Source organism: Actinosynnema sp. NPDC053489, from assembly GCF_044544865.1.
Classification (GTDB): Bacteria; Actinomycetota; Actinomycetes; order Mycobacteriales; family Pseudonocardiaceae; genus Actinosynnema.
Window position 1 is genome coordinate 83,933 of sequence record NZ_JBITXT010000010.1, and the last position, 19,467, is coordinate 103,399.

Below are 19,467 nucleotides of genomic sequence, written 5' to 3' on the forward strand. Positions count from 1 at the left end.
AACGGACACCGTGACGAACCTCAGCGCCGTCGCCGTCGAGCCCTCGCGCGGCCGGGCCGGGTGGCGGTCCACGCTGCCGCGCCGGTCGCCCAAGCTCGTCGTCGGCGTGGTCCTCATCGGGCTGATCACGCTGCTCGGCGTGGTCGGCCCCCTGCTGGTCGGCGACCCCGACGCGATCCGCGACATCGGCCTGACCCCGCCCGGCGGCGAGTTCTGGCTCGGCACCACCCTGACCGGCCAGGACATCGTGGCGCAGCTCGCGCACGCCACCCGCGGCTCGCTCTACGTCGGCCTGCTGGTCGGCGTGATGGCGACCGCGCTGTCGGCGTTGTTCGGCATCGTCGGCAGCTACGTCGGCGGGTACGTCGACGAGGCGTTCTCGCTGTTCTCCAACGTCGTGCTGGTGATACCCGGCCTGCCGCTGGTGATCGTGATCTCCGCGTTCGTGCCCGCCGACCAGCGCGGCTCGTGGACGATCGCGGTGGTGCTGGCGATCACCGGCTGGGCCGCGTCGGCACGCGTGCTGCGGGCGCAGACGCTGTCGCTGCGCAACCGGGACTACGTGGCCGCGGCCAAGGTCTCCGGCGAGAAGCCGTGGCGCGTCATCACCGTCGAGATCCTGCCCAACCTGCTGCCACTGCTGGCCTCGCAGTTCGTGTTCTCGGTGATCTACGCGATCCTGAGCGAGGCCGGCCTGTCGTTCCTCGGCCTGGGCGCGTCCAACTCCTCCACGCTGGGCACGATGCTCTACTACGCCCAGAACGGGTTCGCGCTGCAACGCGACGCGTGGTGGTGGTTCGTGCCGCCGGGCCTGGTCATCGCCCTGTTCGGGTGCGGCCTCGCGCTGGTCAACTTCAGCATCGACGAGATCATCAACCCGAAGCTGCGCGACATCCCCCGCCGCGCCCGGGCCGACGACGTGCGCACGCCCGAGCCCGTGCGGCGCGTGGACGACGACGTGGTGCTCACCGTGAAGGACCTGTCGGTCGTCTACCGGGTGGACCGGCCGGTGCACGCGGTCAAGGACGTGTCGATCACCCTGCGGCGCGGCGAGATCCTGGGCCTGGCCGGCGAGTCCGGCTGCGGCAAGACGACCCTGGCCTACGCGGTCAACCGGTTGCACCGCCCGCCCGCCGAGGTGACCGCGGGCTCCGTCACGTTCCACGACCGCGAGGGCGGCGACGTCGACGTCCTCGCGCTGGCACCGGGCGAGCTGCGCGCGTTCCGCTGGTCGAAGCTGTCGATGGTCTTCCAGGGCGCGATGAACGCCCTCAACCCGGTCACCTCCGTCCGCGCCCAGCTGGACGACGTGCTGACCACCCACCGGCCGGGGATGACCAGGGCCCAGCGCAAGGCCCGGTGCGAGGAAGTGCTCGAACTGGTCGGCGTGGACGCGCGGCGGCTCGGCTCCTTCCCGCACGAGCTGTCCGGCGGCATGCGGCAGCGCGTGGTGATCGCCATGGCGCTGCTGCTCGACCCGCAGGTCATGATCATGGACGAGCCGACGACCGCGCTGGACGTGGTCGTGCAGCGCGGCATCCTGCGGGAGATCCTGCGGCTGCGCGACGAGATCGGCTTCGCCGTCCTGTTCATCACCCACGACCTGCCGCTGCTGCTCGAACTCGCCGACCGCATCGCCGTCATGAAGGAGGGCGAGGTGGTCGAGTACGCCACCGCGGAGGACGTCCTGACCAGGCCCGCGCACCCCTACACCCGCCAACTGCTCGACTCGTTCCCCAGCCTGACCGGCGAACGCGGCTCGTTCGTCCGCTCCGGGGAGCGCGCGACGCCGGTCGACCGGTCCGGCGAGCCCACTTCGCCGGGAGGCGTCCGATGACCACGCTGGAAGCTCGCGACCTGGTCAAGGACTTCCACGTCCGGGTCGGCCTGCGCCGGGTCCGGCTGCGCGCGGTGGACCACGTGTCGTTCACCCTCACGCCCGGCCGCACGGTCGCCCTGGTCGGCGAGTCCGGCTCGGGCAAGTCGACCATCGCCCGGATGATCGCCCGGCTGGAGAAGCCCACCGGCGGCGCGATCGCGCTGACCGGGCCGGACGGCCGCGCGGTGCCCGACCGGCAGTACCGCGACAACGTGCAGATGGTGTTCCAGGACCCGTTCGCCTCGCTGAACCCGTTCCACACCATCGAGCACCACCTCGCCCGGCCGCTGGAGCTGCACGGCAGGCCGCACGGCCGGGAGGAGGTCGTGCGGCTGCTGGAACGCGTGTCGCTGCCCGGCCGCGACATCGCCGGGCGGCGGCCGCACGAGCTGTCCGGCGGCCAGCGGCAGCGGGTGGCCATCGCCCGGGCCCTCGCGCCGGGCGCGAAGGTCGTCGTCGCCGACGAGCCGGTGTCGATGCTGGACGTCTCCATCCGGCTGGGCGTGCTGAACCTCCTGGCCCGGTTGCAGCGCGAGGAGGACCTGGCCGTCCTCTACATCACGCACGACCTGGCCACCGCCCGCCACTTCTCCGACGACATCCTCGTGCTCTACAAGGGGCGCGTGGTCGAGCGGGGGCCGGCCGACGACGTGATCCTCGACCCGCGGCACCCGTACACGAAGATCCTGGCCTCCGCCGCGCCGAACCCCGAGGCGCGCGGCCGGTCCGTCGACATCGACCCGGCCGACGTCGAGCGCGCCGGGGCCGCCGCCGCGTACGACCACACCACCGGGGCGTGGGAGGAGGCCACCGCATGAGGGTGGCCCGGTCGGGCCACCTCGCGGCACGCCGTCCGGAGAGGTTCACCCCGATCGGTGACAGCGGTCCCCGGAAGCGTTAAGCGGCTTGCCCGGCCGCGGCCCGGGTCGTTATCGAGGAGGGCGCCGGCGGCAGGAGCCCGGCGCCCGACCCGAGGAGTGACCCGACCGATGACTTCGCGCGCGCTCGGCACTGGTGTGGTGATCGGCCGGGCGGCCCGCGCGGTGGCCGTCGTCCTCGGGCGCGGTGCGCTCATCGCCCTGGCGGCGGTGTCGGCGCGGGTCCGGGGCGAGCGGCCCGCGGTCGACCGGTGGCTGTCGGACGCGGTCGTGGCGCTGGGCCCCGCGTACGTCAAGGTGGCGCAGTTGCTCAGCACCCGGGCCGACGTGCTGCCGCTCCGGTGGCGCCGGGCGCTCGCGCCGCTGCACGACCGCGCCCGACCCGTGCCCTCGCGGTCGGCGGTCCGCAGGCTGCGGGCGCGGTTCGGGGGCGCGCACCCGGTCCTGGTCCGGGCCGGGAGCATCGCCTGCGTCTACCGGCTGGTGGTGCCGGGGCGCGGCGTGCTCGCGGTCAAGGTGCGCAAACCGGGGGTGGAGCGGGCGCTCGCGGCCGACCTCGCGCTGGTCGACGCGGTGGCCCGGGTCGTGGCGCGGTGGCCCGCCCTGCGCGGTGCGCCGGTGGTCGAGGTCGTCGAGCAGGTCGGCGAGCGCGTCCTGGCCCAGCTCGACCTCGCCCGCGAGGCCGAGCTGCTCGACGGCTTCCGCGACGCCCTGCGCGAGGTGCCCGGGGTCTTCGTGCCGCGCGTCGACCGCCTGCTGTCCACCGACGACATGGTGGTGATGGAGTACGTCGACGGGCTGGACCGGCGGCGGCCCGGCGACCTGGGCGAGCGGGAGCGGCGGGCCGCGGTGGCGTCGGCGTTGCGCGCGGTGTACCGGATGCTGTTCGTCGACGGCGTCGTGCACTGCGACCTGCACCCGGGCAACCTCTACTTCCGGCCGGACGGCACGGTCGTCCTCCTCGACGCCGGGTTCGCGGTCCGGCTGCCGGACGCGGCGCGGGAGAAGTTCGCCGCGTTCTTCTACTGCCTGGGCCAGGGCGACGGCGAGGCGTGCGCGGACATCGTGCTGTCCACGGCCACCCCGGCGCGCGGCGCGGACCCGGTGGCGTTCCGCGCCGACCTCGCCGCGCTCGTCGCGGTGCACGCCGGTCGCCGGGCGGGTGCGTTCGACCTGGCCGCGTTCGCCGCCGGGCTGTTCGACGCCCAGCGGCGGCACGGGTACGCCGCCGACCCCCGGTTCGCCTTCCCGATCCTGTCGCTGCTGGTGCTGGAGGGGACCGTGCGCGAGTTCGACCCGGACGCGGACTTCCAGCGGCTCGCCCGGCCGTACCTGACGACCGCCCTGATGGAGCGGGCGCTGATCGGGAACGGCGCCCGGTGAGGGCCCTGGTCCGCCGCCACCTCGTGCGCGCGGTGGCGCTGCTCGGGTGCCTGGCCGTGGTCGGCTTCACGGTCACGCCCGCACCGCCGCCCGCCGAACGGGCCGCGTTGGCGCAGCGGTTCGGGTTCACCGCCCACCCGCTCGGCGCGGAGGGCCGGGCCGCCGGCGCGCGGACCGTGGCGCCGGGGTACGAGGGGATCAGGTCGTGGATCTCCTCGATGGGCGCGGCCGCCGCCCTGTTCGCGGTGGACGGCGGCGCGGTGTCCCGCGACGTCTGCCTGGTGGACCCGCGCGCCGACCGGGTCGAGGTCCGGCCCGCGCCGACCACCGGCCCGCGCTACGCGCCGTTCGCGCTCGAACCGGGCGGCCCGGCGGCGGACCCGCCCACCGCGCCGATGGGGTGCCTGCCGGTCGACCTGGACGAGGACGGGTGGCAGGACGTCGTCGTGTACTACTGGGGTCGTTCCCCGGTGCTGTTCCTGCGGTCGCCGGGCGAACCGCCCTCGGCGTCCGCGTTCCGCGCCCGGGAGCTGGTCGAGCCGCGGCGGGTGTGGAACACCAACGCGGCGACCGTCGGCGACTTCGACGGCGACGGCCACGTCGACCTCGTGTTCGGCGACTACTTCCCGGGCGGCGCCCGGCTGCTCGACCCGGCCGCGACCGGGCCGCAGCCGATGCCCGACTCGCTCTCGCAGGCGACCAACGGCGGCCCGCTGCGGCTGTTCCGCGCCGCCGGCGGCGGTCGGTTCACCGAAGCCCCCGACGCGTTCCCGGCGCGCGTCCGCACGGGCTGGGCGCTGGCCCTGGGCGCCCAGGACCTCGGTGGGCGCGGGCTGCCGGACCTCTACGTGGCCAACGACTTCGGGCCGGACCACCTGCTGGTCAACCAGTCCGCGCCCGGCTTCCCGTCCTTCCGCGCGGTGCGGGGCAGGCGGCACGCGACGACGCCGAAGTCCAAGGTGCTGGGCGCGGACTCGTTCAAGGGCATGGGCGTGGCGTTCACCGACCTGGACGCCCGGGGCGTGCCGGACATCCTGGTCAGCAACATCACCGAGCCGTTCGCCCTCCAGGAGAGCAACTTCGCGTTCGTCGCCACCGCCGGCCGCGCCGCCGTGGCGGACCGGTTGGCACGGGGCGAGGCGCCCTACGACGACCTCGCCGAGGACCTGGGCCTGTCCCGCTCGGGCTGGTCGTGGGACGTCAAGGCGGCCGACTTCGACAACTCCGGCCGCGACGAGGTGATGCACGCGACCGGGTTCTTCGCGGGCGGGGTGGACGGCTGGCCGCAGTTGCAGGAGCTGGCCATGGCGAACGACCTCGCGCTGCGCCACCCGGCGCTGTGGCCGCGGTTCACCGGCGACGCCGACCTGTCCGGCCACGACCGCAACACCTTCCTCACCCGGGACGCGACCGGTCGGTTCGTGGACGTGGCGCGGGACGTCGGCGTCGGCACGGACGCGGTCAGCCGGGCCTTCGCCGTGGGCGACGTGGACGACGACGGGCGGCTCGACTTCGCGGTGGCCAACCAGTGGGCCCGGTCCACCCTCTACCGCAACACCTCGCCGGCGGGCGCGTTCCTCGGGTTGCGGCTGCGCGAGCCGGTGGGCGCGTGCGGGGGCGTCGCCACCGGCGCGACCACCCCGGCGATCGGCGCGGAGGCCGAGGTGCCGGTGCCCGGCGGCACGGTGCTGCGGCAGCTCTACCCGGCCAACGGCCACAACGGCGTGAACGCTCCGGAGCTGCACTTCGGCCTGGGCCCGGCCCCTCCCGCGACCGTGCCGGTGCGCCTCTCGTGGCGCGACGACTGCGGGCGGCGCCACGCGGCGTCGGTGCCGCTCGCCCCGGGTTGGCACCGGCTCCTGCTCCACCCCGACGGCTCCATCGAGGAGGAGTAGTGGCCAAGTCACCCGCCGCCCGGCGCTCCGCGGCGCTGCGGCGGTTCGGCGTGTCGATCACCGCGTTGACCGCGCTCGGCCACACCGTGCTCGGCTTCGAGCAGGCGTACCTGACCCCGGTGGTCGCGGTGTCGGCCGCGGTGGTCGCCGAACTCGTGCTGGACGGCCTGGAAGCCGTCGTGGACGGTCGTCGGCCGCGCTGCCTGGGCCGGCTCGGCGAGGTGGTGGACTTCCTGCTGCCCGCCTACATCACCGGCATGGCGTGCGCGATGCTGCTGTACGCCAACGACCGGTTACTGCCGACGGTGCTGGCCGCGGTCGTCGGCGTCGCCGGCAAGTACGTCGTGCGGGTGCCGGTGGGCGGGAGGTCCCGGCACGTGCTCAACCCGAGCAACGCCGGGATCGTCGTGGTCCTGCTGCTGTTCCCGTGGGTGTCCGTCGCACCGCCCTACGAGTTCACCGAGTGGCTCACCGGGTGGTGGGACGCGGTCGTCCCGGCGCTGCTGCTGATCGCCGGGACGCTGGTCAACGCCAAGCTGACCGGGCGGGTGCCGCTGATCGCCGCGTGGGTGGGCGGGTTCGTGGCGCAGGCGCTCGTGCGCGCGGCCGTCACGGACGTCTCGGCGGTGAGCGCCCTGCTGCCGATCACCGGCACGGCGTTCATCCTCTACACCAACTACATGATCACCGATCCGGGCACCACGCCGACCCGGCCGCGCAACCAGGTCGCGTTCGGCCTGGCCACGGCCGCGGTCTACGGGCTGCTGGTGCACCTGCACGTCGTGTTCGGGCTGTTCTTCGCCCTGGTGACCACCTGCGTGCTGCGCGCCGGCGTCCTCGTCCTCGCGGCGGGCCGACCGGGGTGGACGGTCCCGGCGCAACGCGCCGCGGTCGAGGCGCCGGAGCCCGCGCACCAGGGCGCGGGCTCCGGCCGACCCCCCGCGGTCAGAGCCCGCCGACCTTGACGGGGAACTCCTCGATGGTGGCGATGACGGTGTCCGGGTCGTCCGGCAGCACCAGGTCCACCGGGTTCTGCAACCGGTAGACGTCGCCCCTCGGCGGGAACTGCGTCACGGTGCCGACGAGCACCGCCGGGTTCTTCGTCTCCAGCACGAGTGGCTCGTAGGCCTTCGGCGACCGGACGCCGGCGCGGCGCAGCACCTCGTCGGGCTGGTCGATCGTCATGGTGAACCGCAGCACCATCACCTGCTCGTAGCGCGGCGGGTACTTCTGCGTCAGCCGCAGCACGCTCTCGGGCGTGACGTCGACGTCGTTCTGCTCGATGGTGATCGTGCCGGCCGACGTGTCGGCCGAGTCGCCGCCGGGCAGCTCGGCGGACACCCGGTGGCCGACCACCCGCAACCGCACCGAGTTCTCCGGGTCGTCCGGGTTGGTCTCGACCCGGACCTTGATGCCGCCCCGGAAGTCCACCGTCACCAGGCTCGTCCTGATCCGCAGCGGCGTGTTCACGGCGAGGCAGCTGCACGGGATCTCCGCGCCGACCGGCGGCAGGCCGTCGGGGTGGGTCCGCTCGGCCGCGGCGGCGCTCGCGGGACCCGCCACCGCCGCCGCGCCGGCGCCCAGCGCGGCCGCCGCGGTGCCCTTCAGGAACCCCCGCCGGTCCGCGCCGCCGAGCGGCTCGCCCGGTCGCTCCTGCTGGTGGTCAGCCATCGTCACCCTCCACTGGCACTCGTCGAAGCTCAGCGCCCCGAACCTAAGCGCAGCGGCCGGCGGAACCGTTGGCGTGACGGGGAAAACGACCCGGTCGTGAAGATCTTCATCCGGCCGACGGACCCACGGTCGAGTGATGGTGCTAGGGCAACCTCGGCTCGACCAGCTCGGCGACCCGCATCGCCGCCGGGCACGGGTCCTCGGTCGCGCTGCCCGAGTTCAGCAGCACGTCGACCCGGGACGTCTCGGTGACGCCGATGAAGACCCCGCAGCTGCCCGTCGCGCCGACGGCCTGCTTGGCCTGGTGGCGGCCGACCACCACCTCCTGCACGACGTTGCCGTTGGACTGCACCTGGTCGAGCCCCTGCGCGGTCCGGACGCCGACGCCGAGCAGGGCCTGCCGGGGGGCGAAGTTGCAGACCCGCGCGGAGCCGAGCTGCTCGACCGCGGGTTCGGCGGTCTGGGGTCCGGTGACCCGCTCGGCCTCCGCCTTGGTCAGCAGGGTGCACGGGTCGACGCCGTCCAGCGGGCCGCCCTTGACCGGGCCGACGCCGCGCGGCGCGGTGGACGCCTGCGACGAGGTGGCGGCGGGCGGTGCGGCCTGGTCGTCGGCGGGGCCGCCGCAGGCGACGGCCGTGAGCAGGACCGCGACCGCGGCCAGCGTGGTGCGAGGGTTCACTGGGTCGTTCCCCGGTCGGTCAGGGCGGTGAGGGCGCGCCGCCGGCGTTCCGGTCGGTCCTCGCCCCGGTGACGCTCACAACCGGGACCGACACTCCGTGCGCCGACCGTAGCGCACGTTCTGGGAGCGCTACCAGACCGAAGGTCCGCAGAGCGGGATCGCGCCGGGCCCGACTCCGCGGCCGGCTTCCGGTCACCGGTCCGCCGGGCTAGGGCAGCTCCGGCTCGACCACCTCGGCCAGCCGCTTCGCCAGGTCGCACTGGGCCTTGCCCTGCTTGGCCTGCACGGCGACGTCGACCCGGGACGACACGGTCACCCCGAACGCGTAGAAGCAGCTGCCGCTCTCGGTGACCCAGCTCTTCACCCGGTGCCCGCCCAGCGTCGACTCGGTCACCGGACCCGCCGCGTTCACGCCGCCCAGGCCCACGTTGGTGCGGATGTCGATGACGACCAGTTGCGAGTCCACCTCGTACTCGCAGCTGCGCGCGGTGCCCAGGTCGCGGCGGCGGGGTTCCTCGTCCAGCGGGCCCACGGCCCGTTCGACGTCCTCCCGGTCCACCAGCGCGCACGGGTCGGTCCGGTCGAGGGCGGGCGAGGCGGAGCCCCCGAGCGGCACCGGTCTGCCCTCGACCGCGTTGGCGCACGCCGACGCGCCGAGGAGCACGGCGACCAGGAGGCCGGTCGGGGCCGTGCGGGGGGTCACGGCTTCGCCCCCGGGCGCGCGGCGCGGAGGCCGACCTCGCCGACCGCCGCGCCCGTCCCGCCGAAAAGTCCCTCCACGGTGATCACCGCTCCCTGGTGGCGTCGCACGTGCCCTGCACCGGCAGTGGTGATCTGTAGCGCCTCCGGGTCCGCCGCTCCGGTAGGCGGGGCGCTCGGGGGCCCGATTTCACCCCGTAGACGTACGCCGTCAGCCGTCCCGGCCGACCGCCGTCGCGCGCACCAGCACCAGCCGCTCCGGGTGCAGCACGGGCGCCTGCACGCCCGCCGTCGACAGCGCCCGCCCCGGCAGCGTCACGCCGTCGCGCCACCACGGCAGGCGCACGCCCCAGTTGTCGGCGTTCCCGTCGGGCACGTCGCCGGGCGGCAGCGGCCGCACGTGGTACCTCGTGTCGGGCGACAGGCCGGGCAGGCGCACCGGGCCGGGCGGGTACGAGGCGGACGTGGCCAGGGCGACGATCGCGAACACGGCGTCCGACCCGTCCTCCGCCACCACCCCGTGCACCTCGACCGCCGGGTCCGGGTGGTCGCCGTGGACCGACACCCCGGTGTGCAGCAGGGGCCGCAGCTCCTTGTAGAGCGCCACCCACGCCCTCAGCCGCGCCAGGTCCTCCTCCGACGCGGCGGTGAGGTCCCACTCGATGCCGAAGTGCCCGAACAGCGCCGTGCCGGCCCGGAAGTCGACCGGGTGCCACCGGTGGGTCGTGTGGGACTCGGGCGCGCCCACGTGCGTGCCCATCAGCTCCAGCGGGATCAGCGCGTTGGTCCACCGCTGGATCGACTGCCGCTCCAGCGCGTCGATGCAGTCCGACACCCACACCCGGTCGGTGCGCTCCAGCACCTCCAGGTCCACCCGCGCGCCGCCCGACGAGCACGACTCGACCTCCACGTCCGGGTGGCGCCGGCGCAGCTCGTCCAGCAGCCGGTACACCGCGAGGGTCTGGCCGTGCACGCCCGCGCGCCCGGTCGGCCGGTGGCCCGCCTCGACCAGGTCCCGGTTGTGGTCCCACTTCAGGTACGACACGGGGTAGGTGGTCAGCAGGTCGTCCAGGCGCTCCAGGACGTGCGCGAACGCCTCGGGCCGGGCCAGGTCGAGCACCTGCTGGGACCGGGCGGGGCGGGGCAGCCGGTCGCCCGCCGCCATGATCCAGTCGGGGTGCGCCCGCGCGAGGTCGGAGTCCGGGTTGACCATCTCCGGCTCGACCCAGATCCCGAACCGCATGCCCAGCCCGGTGACGTGGTCGGTGAGCGGTCCGAGCCCGTCGGGCCACACCTCGTCGGACACGTACCAGTCGCCCAGGCCGCGCCGGTCGTCGCGCCGCGACCCGAACCAGCCGTCGTCCAGCACGAACCGCTCCGCGCCGACCGACGCGGCGGCGTCCGCGAGCGCCTTGAGCCGGTCCAGGTCGTGGTCGAAGTACACGGCCTCCCACGTGTTCACCACGACCGGCCGCGGTGACGCGGGGTGGGACGGCCGGGCGCGCAGGTGCCGGTGGAACCGGGCGGACACCTCGTCCAACCCGGTGCCGTAAGAGGCGTACTGCCACGGCGAGGTGTACGACTCGCCCGGTGCCAGCACGACCTCGCCGGACAGCAGCAGCTCACCGGAGCCCAGCAGCGACACGGGGTGGTAGCCGCGCTCGGCGAACGTGCGGTGGTTGCCCGACCAGGCGGTGTGCACGGCCCAGACCTCGCCGGAGCGGTTGCCGAACCCGGCCGTGCCCGCGGCGAACAGGTAGGCCGAGTCGTAGCCGGTGCGGCCGGTGCGGTTCTCGCGCACGCGCAGGCCGTGCGTCCACGCGGTGCGCTGGGGGCTGCGCTCCCGCGCCCACCGGCCGGTGAAGTCGAGGATCTCGACGGCCTGCGGCGGCACGGGCAGGGTCAGGTTGACCGCGTCCACGGCGAAGTCCGAGGACCCGGTGTTGGTCAGCGCGGCCCGCTGCCGCACCAACCCGGCGGGGGTCAGCTCGACGACCAGGTCCAGCGCGAGCCCGGCGACCTCGTCCACCGCGCGCACCGCGGGGCCGTCCACCGACACCACCCGGAACGCGGTGGAGAAGTCGCGCCCGCCGCGGTTGCCGACGACGCCGGGCGTGCCGAGCCAGCCCGCCGACTGCTCGGGCAGCACGGCGACGTCCACCGGTCCGTCGACGGAGAACCCGATCGGGTGCGGCGCCTGCGCCGACACCACCGCCGCCAGTTCCTCCGGGGTGAGCTCACCGAGGTCGGCGCCCCAGTGGCGGACCCGCGGGAGGGTGCCCCCGGAGAAGTCGAGCACCAGGCTCACCCCCGCTGCCCGCAGGTGCGTCACGTCTGCCACTTGTGGTCTTCCTCTCTGGCGGTGATCCTCGTTGACTTACTTTAGTTGCTGGCGTAAGAATCGCCATACCTGGACCGTCACACGGCAGAAACCCACCGCCGCTCCCGGGAAATGAGGACAGATGATTCGCACGACCTTGCACGACGGGTGGCGCCTGAGCGCGGTGGGCGGGCCGGTCCCGGAGGGCGTCGCCGGTCGCGAGGTCCCCGCCGTCGTGCCCGGCAGCACGCACCTCGACCTGCTGGCCGCCGGTCTCGTCCCCGAGCCCTACCTCGACACCAACGAAGCCGCGCTGGCGTGGATGCACCGCGTGGACTGGCGCTACGCGACGACGTTCGAGGCGGAGGCCGCCCGGCCGGGGGAGGCGGTCGAGCTGGCGTTCGACGGCCTCGACACCGTCGCCACGGTCGAGCTGAACGGCCACGTCCTGGGCGAGACGGCCAACATGTTCCGCTCCTACCGCTTCGACGTGCGGGAGCACCTGGCGGACGGCCCGAACGACCTCGTGGTCACCTTCCACTCCGCGCTCGCCTACGCCGAGCGGCAGGAGGAGGTGCTGGGCCGGCGCGATCGCGCGTACCCGCACCCCATGAACGCCGTGCGCAAGATGGCGTGCTCGTTCGGCTGGGACTGGGGGCCCGACCTCCAGACCGCGGGCATCTGGAAGCCGGTGCGGCTGGAGCGCTGGACCGAGGCGCGCCTGGCGGGGGTCCGCCCGCTGGTCACCGTGGCCGGAGACGGCACCGGCCGGGTCGAGGTGCACGTGGAGGTCGACCGCGCTCGGCAGACCGGGCTGACCGCCGTCGCCACCGTCGCCGGCGCCGAGGGGCGCGTCCGGGTGGAGGGCGACTCCGCCGCGGTGACCGTCGAGGTGCCCGACGTCGAGCTGTGGTGGCCCGTGGGCTACGGCGACCACCCCCTCTACGACCTCCACGTCGAGCTCCGGTCGGACGACCGCGTGGTGGACCGCGTCGATCGTCGCATCGGCTTCCGCACGATCGCGGTGGACACGACGCCCGACGAGATCGGCACGCCGTTCACGTTCGTCGTCAACGGCAGGCCGGTGTTCGCCAAGGGCGCCAACTGGATCCCCGACGACCACTTCCTCACCCGCGTCACGCGCGACCGGCTGGCGCGCCGGGTCGACCAGGCCGTCTCGGCGAACCTGAACATGCTGCGCGTGTGGGGCGGCGGGATCTACGAGACCGACGACTTCTACGACGTGTGCGACGAGCGGGGCGTGCTGGTCTGGCAGGACTTCCTGTTCGCCTGCGCCGCGTACGCCGAGGAGCCGCCGTTGTGGCAGGAGGTGGAGGCCGAGGCGCGCGAGAACGTCGCCCGGCTCACCTCCCACCCCTCGCTGGCCCTGTGGAACGGCAACAACGAGAACCTGTGGGGCTTCGCCGACTGGGGGTGGTCGGAGCAGTTGCGGGGCCGCTCCTGGGGGCTGCGCTACTACACCGAGCTGCTGCCGGCGATCGTCGCCGAACTCGACCCGACCAGGCACTACTCGCCGGGCAGCCCGTACAGCCCCGGCGAGCTGCACCCCAACGCGGAGACGCACGGCACCCGCCACGAGTGGGAGGTCTGGAACCGGGTCGACTACGCGCACTACCGCGACTCCGTGCCGCGGTTCTGCTCCGAGTTCGGCTTCCAGGGCCCGCCCACTTGGGCGACGCTCACCAAGTGGGTGCACGACGAGCCGATGACGCCGACCTCGCCCGCGTTCCTGCTGCACCAGAAGGCCGAGGACGGCAACGGCAAGCTGGACCGCGGCCTCGCGCCGCACTTGCCCGCGCCGGAGGCGTTCGAGGACTGGCACTGGGCCACCCAGCTCAACCAGGCCCGCGCGGTCGCGTTCGGCGTCGAGCACTTCCGCTCGCACTGGCCGCGCACGGCCGGTGCGCTGGTCTGGCAGCTCAACGACTGCTGGCCGGTCACCTCGTGGGCGGCGATCGACGGCGACGAGCGGCCCAAGCCGCTGTACTACGCGCTGCGGCACTCCTTCGCGCCGCGCCTGCTCACCGTGCAGCCGCGGGACGGCCGGGACGTGCTGGTCGCCGTCAACGACACCGACGAGCCGTGGACCGGCGAGGTGGCGGTGGAGCGCCGGACGTTCGCGGGCGACGTGCTCGTGACGGCTAAACTCCCGCTCGACGTGCCGGCGAGGTCGGTGGCGGGGCTCGACCTGGCGGCGGACCTGGTCACGCCGGGTGACGCGAAGGGGGAGGTGCTGGTGGCGAGCACGGCCGACGCGCGCACCGCGCACCTGTTCCGCGAGGACCTGGAGCTGGCCTACGACCCCGCGCCGCTGACCGCCGAGGTGCGCCGGGTGCCCGAGGGCTACCGGGTGGACGTCACCGCGTCCTCCTTCGCCCGCGACGTGACCGTGCTGGCCGACCGGGTCGCCGAGGACGCCGTCGTGGACGACGCCCTGGTCAGCCTGCCCGCCGGCGCCGCGCACTCGTTCCTGGTCCGCACCTCGGCCGAGCTGGCGGACCCGTCCGAGCTGACCGGACCGCTGGTGCTGCGCTCGGCCAACAGCCTGTGCGCGGTGCGGACATGACCTCCGGCTCGACCGGTCCGGTCGGCCTGGTCCTGGCCCGCCCCGCGCGGCTGCTGGGCGCGGAGCCGTTCTTCATGGAGTTCATCGCGGGCATCGAGGAGCGGCTCGCCGAGGGCGACCGGTCCGTGCTCCTGCACATCGTGGGCACCCAGGACGCCGAGATCGCCGCCTACCGCCGGTGGGCGGCGGGCGGTGTGGTCGACGCCGTGGTGGTGGTCAACCGCACCGTCGACGACCACCGCCCGGCGGTGCTGCGGGAGATCGGGCTGCCCGCGCTGTACGTCGGCGAGCCGGACGAGCTGGCCGTGCCCGCCGTCCGCACCGACGACGCGACCCCCGTGCGCGAGGCGTTGGACTACCTGCTGGAGCTGGGCCACCGCCGCATCGCCCGGGTCAGCGGCCCGGACGCCCTGCTGCACACCAGGGCGCGCACCGCCGCCCTGGTCGAGGGGTGCGCCGAGGCGGGCATCGAGCCCGTGGTGGTGGAGGGCGACTACTCCGAGGAGTCGGGCGCGAAGCTCACCACCGCGCTGCTCACCGCGCCGGAGCCGCCCACCGCGATCATCTACGACAACGACGTGATGGCCGTCGCCGGCCTGAACGTCGCCAAGGAACTCGGCGTCGCCGTGCCCGACCGGCTCAGCCTGGTCGCGTGGGACGACTCGTCGCTGTGCCGGCTCGCGTCGCCCGCGCTGACCACGATGAGCGTGGACGTGCACCAGTTCGGGGTCACCGTCGCCGAGTCCGTGCTCGAGCTGATCGAGGGCGTGGAGGTCGCCGAGCGCTGGTCGCCCAAGCCCGCGCTCATCCCGCGGGAGAGCACCCGATGAGGACAACCACATGACCTACCTCGCCGCCGAGTCGCGGTACGACGCCATGCCCTACCGCCGATCCGGCCGCAGCGGGCTCAAGCTGCCCGCCGTGTCGCTGGGCCTGTGGCACAACTTCGGCCACGACCGCCGGCTCGACGACCAGCGGGCCATCCTGCGCCGCGCGTTCGACCTCGGCGTGACCCACTTCGACCTGGCCAACAACTACGGGCCGCCGCCGGGCAGCGCCGAGGAGAACTTCGGCAGGCTGTTCGCGCGGGACTTCCGGCCGCACCGGGACGAGATCCTGGTGTCCACCAAGGCCGGCTACCACATGTTCGACGGCCCGTACGGCGAGTGGGGCTCGCGCAAGTACCTGGTCGGCTCGCTCGACCGGTCGCTGACCCGGCTCGGCCTGGACTACGTGGACATCTACTACCACCACCGGCCGGACCCGGACACGCCCGTCGAGGAGACGATGGGCGCGCTGGACCACCTCGTCCGCTCGGGCAAGGCGCTCTACGTCGGCATCTCCAACTACTCGGCCGAGCAGACCCGGGAAGCCGCCCGGGTGCTGCGCGAGCTGGGCACGCCGCTGCTGATCCACCAGCCGTCGTACTCGATGCTCAACCGGTGGGTCGAGGACGGCCTGCTCGACGTGCTGGCCGAGGTCGGCGCGGGCAGCATCGCGTTCTCCCCGCTGGCGCAGGGGGTGCTGACCGACCGCTACCTCGACGGCGTGCCGGAGGGCTCGCGCGCGGCCGGCGCGTCGCCGTTCCTGTCGGCGTCCAACCTGGACGAGGCGACGCTGGCGAAGGTGCGGGCGCTCGACGGGATCGCGCGGCGGCGCGGGCAGACGCTCGCCCAGCTCGCGATCGCGTGGGTGCTGCGCAACGTCACGTCGGCGCTGGTGGGCGCCTCCAGCGTGAAGCAGCTCGAGGACAACGTGGCAGCGACGGCGAACCTCGCGCTCGACGACGACGAGCTGGCCGAGATCGAACGGCACCTGTGACCACCCGGTCACCCGAGGTGAACCGCTTCACCTCGGGTGACCGGCGCGTCAACGGACCTTGACGAAACTTTGCTTAACCGCTTAACTAAGTCCATGGGGCAAGCACTCGACCCGATCGCGGTCGCCATCGACATCGGCGGCACGAAGCTCGCCGCGGCGCTGGTCGGGTCCGACGGGTCCGTCCTGGCCCGCCGCACCACGCCAACGCCGCCCGGTGACGCGGAAACCGTCTGGGCGGGCCTCGCGGGCGTGCTCGGCGAGCTGCTCGCCCTGGCCGCGGACCGGACCGTGCTCGGCGCGGGCATCGCCTCGGCCGCCCCGATGGACCTGCGCACCGGCACCATCAGCCCGGTCAACATCCCGGGCTGGCGCGACTTCCCGATCACCACGCGCGTCGGCGAGCTGCTGCCCGGGCTGCCGGTGCGGCTGGGCGGCGACGCGCTGTGCACGGCACTGGCCGAGTACCACCACGGCAACGGGCGGGGCAGCGAGTGCCTGCTCGGCATGGTGGTCTCGACCGGCATCGGCGGCGGGTTCGTCTTCGCCGGCCGGCCGCACTTCGGCACCACCGGCAACGCGGGCCACGTCGGGCACTTCGTGGTCGACCCGGCGGGCCCGCCGTGCGGCTGCGGCGCCACCGGCTGCGCCGAGGCCATCGCCAGCGGGCCGTCGATGGTCCGCTGGGCCCTGGACCAGGGCTGGCAGCCCCTCGGCGGCACGGCGGACGGCGTCGCGCTCGCCGCGGCGGCACGGGCGGGCGACCCGACCGCGCGGGCGGCGTTCGGGCGGTCCGGCGCGGCGGTCGCGCGGGTCGTCACGGTCGCCTCGGCGCTGTGCGAGATCGACCGCGTGGTCATCGGCGGTGGCGTGGCGCAGGCGTGGGACCTGCTCGAACCGGCCGTCACCCGGCCGCTCGCGAACTACGCGGGGCTGGAGTTCATGCGCCGGGTCGAGGTGCGCCCGGCGGTGCTGGGCGTCGACTCGGGGCTGATCGGCGCGGCGGCGCTCCTCGCGGACGCCCCCGTGCCGCCGCTGCCCGTGGGGATTTGAGGGAGCACCGTGCGCAAGCTGGACGCGATCGTCCGGGAGTACCACTGGGGTTCGCGCACCGCGCTGGCGCGGATGCGCGGCGAGACCGGGCCGAGCCCCGTGCCGCAGGCCGAGCTGTGGGTCGGCGCGCACCCCGACGACCCGTCCCGGCTGGCGGGCTGCGACGTGCGGCTGGACGCCCACCTCGCGGCCAACCCCGCCGGGCTGCTGGGTCCGGACAGCCTGGCCGCGTTCGGGCCGCGGCTGCCGTTCCTGCTCAAGGTGCTGGCCGTGGACGCGCCGCTGTCACTGCAGGTGCACCCGAACCGGGAGCAGGCCGCGACCGGGTTCGCCGAGCGCGGCTACCGCGACGACCGCGCGAAGCCGGAGGTCCTGGTCGCGCTCACGGAGTTCGAGACCCTGTCCGGCTTCCGCCGGCCCGTCGAGACGGTCGCGCTGCTGGACGAGCTGGGCCTGCCGTCGCTCGCGCCGATGCGGGCCGCGCTCTCGTCCGACGACACCGGGAGCGCGCTGCGGTGGGCGTTGTGCCGCACCGATCGGGCCCTGGTCGCCGAGGTGGCCGACGCGGCGGCCCGCGTGCCGGCGCTCGCGCACGTCGCCGGGCTGGCCGAGGACTACCCGGCCGACGCGGGCGTGGTGGCCGCGCTGCTGCTCAACGCGGTGCGGCTGCGGCCCGGGCAGGCGCTCCACGTCGGCGCGGGCGTCCTGCACGCGCACCTGCGCGGCACGGGCGTCGAGCTGATGGTGAACTCCGACAACGTGCTCCGCGCCGGCCTGACGACCAAGCCCGTGGACGTGCCGGGGGTGCTGTCGCTGGTGGACCACCGGTCCGGTCCGGCCGCCGTGCTCGACGGTGAGGGGAACGGTCCACTGAGGACTTACCGGACGCCGGACCCGGAGTTCCTGCTGCACGCCGTGCGACCGGGCGCGGTGCTGGCCGGCGGCGGGCCGCAACTCCTGTTGTGCACCAGCGGTTCGGTCGTGGTGCGGCGCGGCGGCGAGGAGGTCGTGCTGCGGGGTGGCGAGTCGGTGTTCCTGCCGCACAACGCCGACGCGGCCGGGGTCTTTGGTGCCGGCGAGGCGTTCTGGGCCACCACGAACCTGCCCTGATGTACCTGCCCCGAGGTACCTGCCCTGACGAGAACTGCCCTGGCGCGGGTGGGCGCACGGGATGCGGCGAGGGCGGCCGCACCCCGTGCGCCCGTCGGCGAGCGTCACGCCACCGGGGCCGGGGTCTTACTGGAAGACCACGTCACTGCACAGGTAGTAGGCCTGGTCCATGTGGCTGGCCTGCCAGATCGTGAACACCGTGTGGCGGCCGGTGCGGCTGCCCGCGTTCACCTGGGCCTGGTAGAGGCCCGTGGTGCCGTAGCGGCCGGTCGACGTGACCAGCTCCAGGTCGCTCCAGCGCAGCGGCGTGGTGGTGGTGTCGACGCCCTGGCGGGTGATGTAGATCCGCAGGTAGTCGGCGCCGTGCTTGGCCTGGTCGGTGATCGTGAGCGTGAACTGGCGCGGCTTCGTGGTGGTGTTCCACGCGCCGACGGTGTCGAGGGCGCGGTAGCGGCCGCTCTCGGTCAGCCCGCCGCTGCACAGCTGGCCGTTCGGCAGGGCGCCCTGGTGGTTGCCGCCGACGCCGTTGCGGTACAGGCCGTTCCAGTTCCACATCGCGTTCGGGTCGGTCTTCCACGCCTGGGCGCACATCGGGTCCGTCTGACCCATGTTCGGGTTCAGGTGGTCGCTGCCCCAGCGCTGCCAACAGCCGTAGTTGCGCGACGGCGGGTCCGTGACCGAGCCGTGCGCGCTCGCGACGCCCGACGCGCCGACCAGCACGACGACGCTGGCGGACGCGACCGCCAGGACGGAGCTGATGACGCCGATCACCGAGCGGAGACCGCGTTTGAAGGTCATGTGTGTGTCCTCCACGTTGAGGATTAACCGACTACCGGGCTGGGAGCGCTCCCAGACCTCAAGGTAGCGAACCGCACACGTTCTGTGAACCCCAACCGCGCGAATCGGACACCGCGCCCCCCCGCGCGGTGTGTCGAACCCTCAGGTCACGTGTGTCGAACGCTCAAGCCCGGTGTGTCGAACGCCCGGGTCGCGTGTGTCGAACGTTGAGACCCCTCGAACTCAACGCTCAGGCCCGGTAGTACTCCGCCACCGCGGCGGCACCCTCCTCCGGCAGCGCCGGCCCCTCCTGCGGCACGGGCGCGAAGCCGCCGCCCGGCTTCAGCGCGTTGAGCTGCTCGGTCGACAGCGCGAACACCACCCGCCCCAACCCCGACCGCTCGATCGCGCCCGCGCACATCCCGCACGGCTGGCAGCTGGTGAACATCGTGGTCGCCGCCGCCACCTCCGGCGCCAGCGACCGCGCCGCCCACCGCGCCAGCTTCAACTCCGGGTGCGCGGTGATGTCGTCGTCCGTCACGCTGGTGTTGCGCTCCTCCGCCAGCACCGACCCGTCCGGTCCGACCAGCAACGACCCGAACGGCGGGTTGCCCGCCGCACGCGCCTGCCCCGCCAACTCGACCGCCCTGCGCAAGTTCGCCCGATCCTGTTCCACGCCGCCAACGCTAGGCGCGCACCCCCTCGCTCCTGAAGGGAC

The 19,467-nt window shown here is 74.1% G+C and carries 16 protein-coding genes; 10 read left to right on the top strand and 6 right to left on the bottom strand.

Going from position 1 to position 19,467, the window contains the following annotated elements; all coding sequences use genetic code 11:
* The first annotated feature begins 10 nt into the window (after positions 1-10).
* From ACIGNX_RS22990 to ACIGNX_RS23010, 5 genes are all read left to right on the top strand, one after another.
* A complete protein-coding gene (locus ACIGNX_RS22990; RefSeq protein ID WP_396542730.1) occupies positions 11-1,837 on the top strand; it encodes a dipeptide/oligopeptide/nickel ABC transporter permease/ATP-binding protein in 1,827 nt (608 codons plus the stop codon).
* Positions 1,834-2,697 carry an ABC transporter ATP-binding protein gene (locus tag ACIGNX_RS22995; protein ID WP_396542731.1) on the top strand — a complete coding sequence of 288 codons (864 nt, stop codon included), beginning with the start codon at positions 1,834-1,836 and terminating at the stop codon, positions 2,695-2,697. Before ACIGNX_RS22990 ends, ACIGNX_RS22995 begins: the two co-directional genes overlap by 4 nt.
* Before the next feature lie 171 nt (positions 2,698-2,868).
* Complete coding sequence (locus ACIGNX_RS23000; protein WP_396542732.1) at positions 2,869-4,140, top strand: ABC1 kinase family protein; 1,272 nt, start codon at positions 2,869-2,871, stop codon at positions 4,138-4,140.
* Positions 4,137-6,035 (top strand): CRTAC1 family protein, encoded by a 1,899-nt coding sequence (locus ACIGNX_RS23005; RefSeq protein WP_396542733.1) that lies wholly within the window; start codon positions 4,137-4,139, stop codon positions 6,033-6,035. The genes ACIGNX_RS23000 and ACIGNX_RS23005 overlap by 4 nt, the downstream gene beginning before the upstream one ends.
* Positions 6,035-7,000, top strand: coding sequence for an enediyne biosynthesis protein UnbU (locus tag ACIGNX_RS23010; RefSeq protein ID WP_396542734.1), 966 nt, complete (start codon positions 6,035-6,037; stop codon positions 6,998-7,000). Before ACIGNX_RS23005 ends, ACIGNX_RS23010 begins: the two co-directional genes overlap by 1 nt.
* On the opposite strand, the gene ACIGNX_RS23015 is transcribed toward ACIGNX_RS23010, so the two are convergent.
* The 4 genes from ACIGNX_RS23015 to ACIGNX_RS23030 all read right to left on the bottom strand — a co-directional run bounded on the left by ACIGNX_RS23015 (position 6,981) and on the right by ACIGNX_RS23030 (position 11,425).
* On the bottom strand, positions 6,981-7,706 hold the full coding sequence (locus ACIGNX_RS23015; protein WP_396542735.1) for a twin-arginine translocation signal domain-containing protein: 726 nt from the start codon (positions 7,704-7,706) through the stop codon (positions 6,981-6,983). The two genes, ACIGNX_RS23010 and ACIGNX_RS23015, sit on opposite strands and share 20 nt — an antisense overlap.
* Positions 7,707-7,848: 142 nt before the next feature.
* Positions 7,849-8,385, bottom strand: coding sequence for a DUF3558 domain-containing protein (locus ACIGNX_RS23020; RefSeq protein ID WP_396542736.1), 537 nt, complete (start codon positions 8,383-8,385; stop codon positions 7,849-7,851).
* Between the two features lie 208 nt (positions 8,386-8,593).
* Entirely contained in the window at positions 8,594-9,088 is a 495-nt protein-coding gene (locus tag ACIGNX_RS23025) for a DUF3558 family protein (protein WP_396542737.1), read from the bottom strand.
* Positions 9,089-9,295: 207 nt separating this feature from the next.
* Positions 9,296-11,425, bottom strand: coding sequence for an alpha-galactosidase (locus ACIGNX_RS23030; protein WP_396542738.1), 2,130 nt, complete (start codon positions 11,423-11,425; stop codon positions 9,296-9,298).
* Between the two features lie 121 nt (positions 11,426-11,546).
* Between ACIGNX_RS23030 and ACIGNX_RS23035 the strand changes: the two genes are divergently transcribed.
* From ACIGNX_RS23035 to manA, 5 genes are all read left to right on the top strand, one after another.
* On the top strand, positions 11,547-13,991 hold the full coding sequence (locus ACIGNX_RS23035) for a glycoside hydrolase family 2 protein (RefSeq protein WP_396542739.1): 2,445 nt from the start codon (positions 11,547-11,549) through the stop codon (positions 13,989-13,991).
* Positions 13,988-14,821, top strand: coding sequence for a LacI family DNA-binding transcriptional regulator (locus tag ACIGNX_RS23040; RefSeq protein WP_396542740.1), 834 nt, complete (start codon positions 13,988-13,990; stop codon positions 14,819-14,821). Before ACIGNX_RS23035 ends, ACIGNX_RS23040 begins: the two co-directional genes overlap by 4 nt.
* Before the next feature lie 10 nt (positions 14,822-14,831).
* Entirely contained in the window at positions 14,832-15,812 is a 981-nt protein-coding gene (gene mgrA, locus ACIGNX_RS23045; RefSeq protein ID WP_396542741.1) for an L-glyceraldehyde 3-phosphate reductase, read from the top strand.
* 93 nt (positions 15,813-15,905) lie between these two features.
* Positions 15,906-16,862 carry an ROK family protein gene (locus tag ACIGNX_RS23050; protein WP_396542742.1) on the top strand — a complete coding sequence of 319 codons (957 nt, stop codon included), beginning with the start codon at positions 15,906-15,908 and terminating at the stop codon, positions 16,860-16,862.
* 9 nt (positions 16,863-16,871) lie between these two features.
* Positions 16,872-17,972 carry a mannose-6-phosphate isomerase, class I gene (gene manA, locus ACIGNX_RS23055; protein WP_396542743.1) on the top strand — a complete coding sequence of 367 codons (1,101 nt, stop codon included), beginning with the start codon at positions 16,872-16,874 and terminating at the stop codon, positions 17,970-17,972.
* Positions 17,973-18,098: 126 nt separating this feature from the next.
* Here the strand turns inward: manA and ACIGNX_RS23060 are convergent, their stop codons facing one another.
* Entirely contained in the window at positions 18,099-18,770 is a 672-nt protein-coding gene (locus ACIGNX_RS23060; protein WP_396542744.1) for a lytic polysaccharide monooxygenase, read from the bottom strand.
* 229 nt (positions 18,771-18,999) lie between these two features.
* Complete coding sequence (locus ACIGNX_RS23065; RefSeq protein WP_396542745.1) at positions 19,000-19,425, bottom strand: nucleoside deaminase; 426 nt, start codon at positions 19,423-19,425, stop codon at positions 19,000-19,002.
* Positions 19,426-19,467 lie beyond the last annotated feature (42 nt).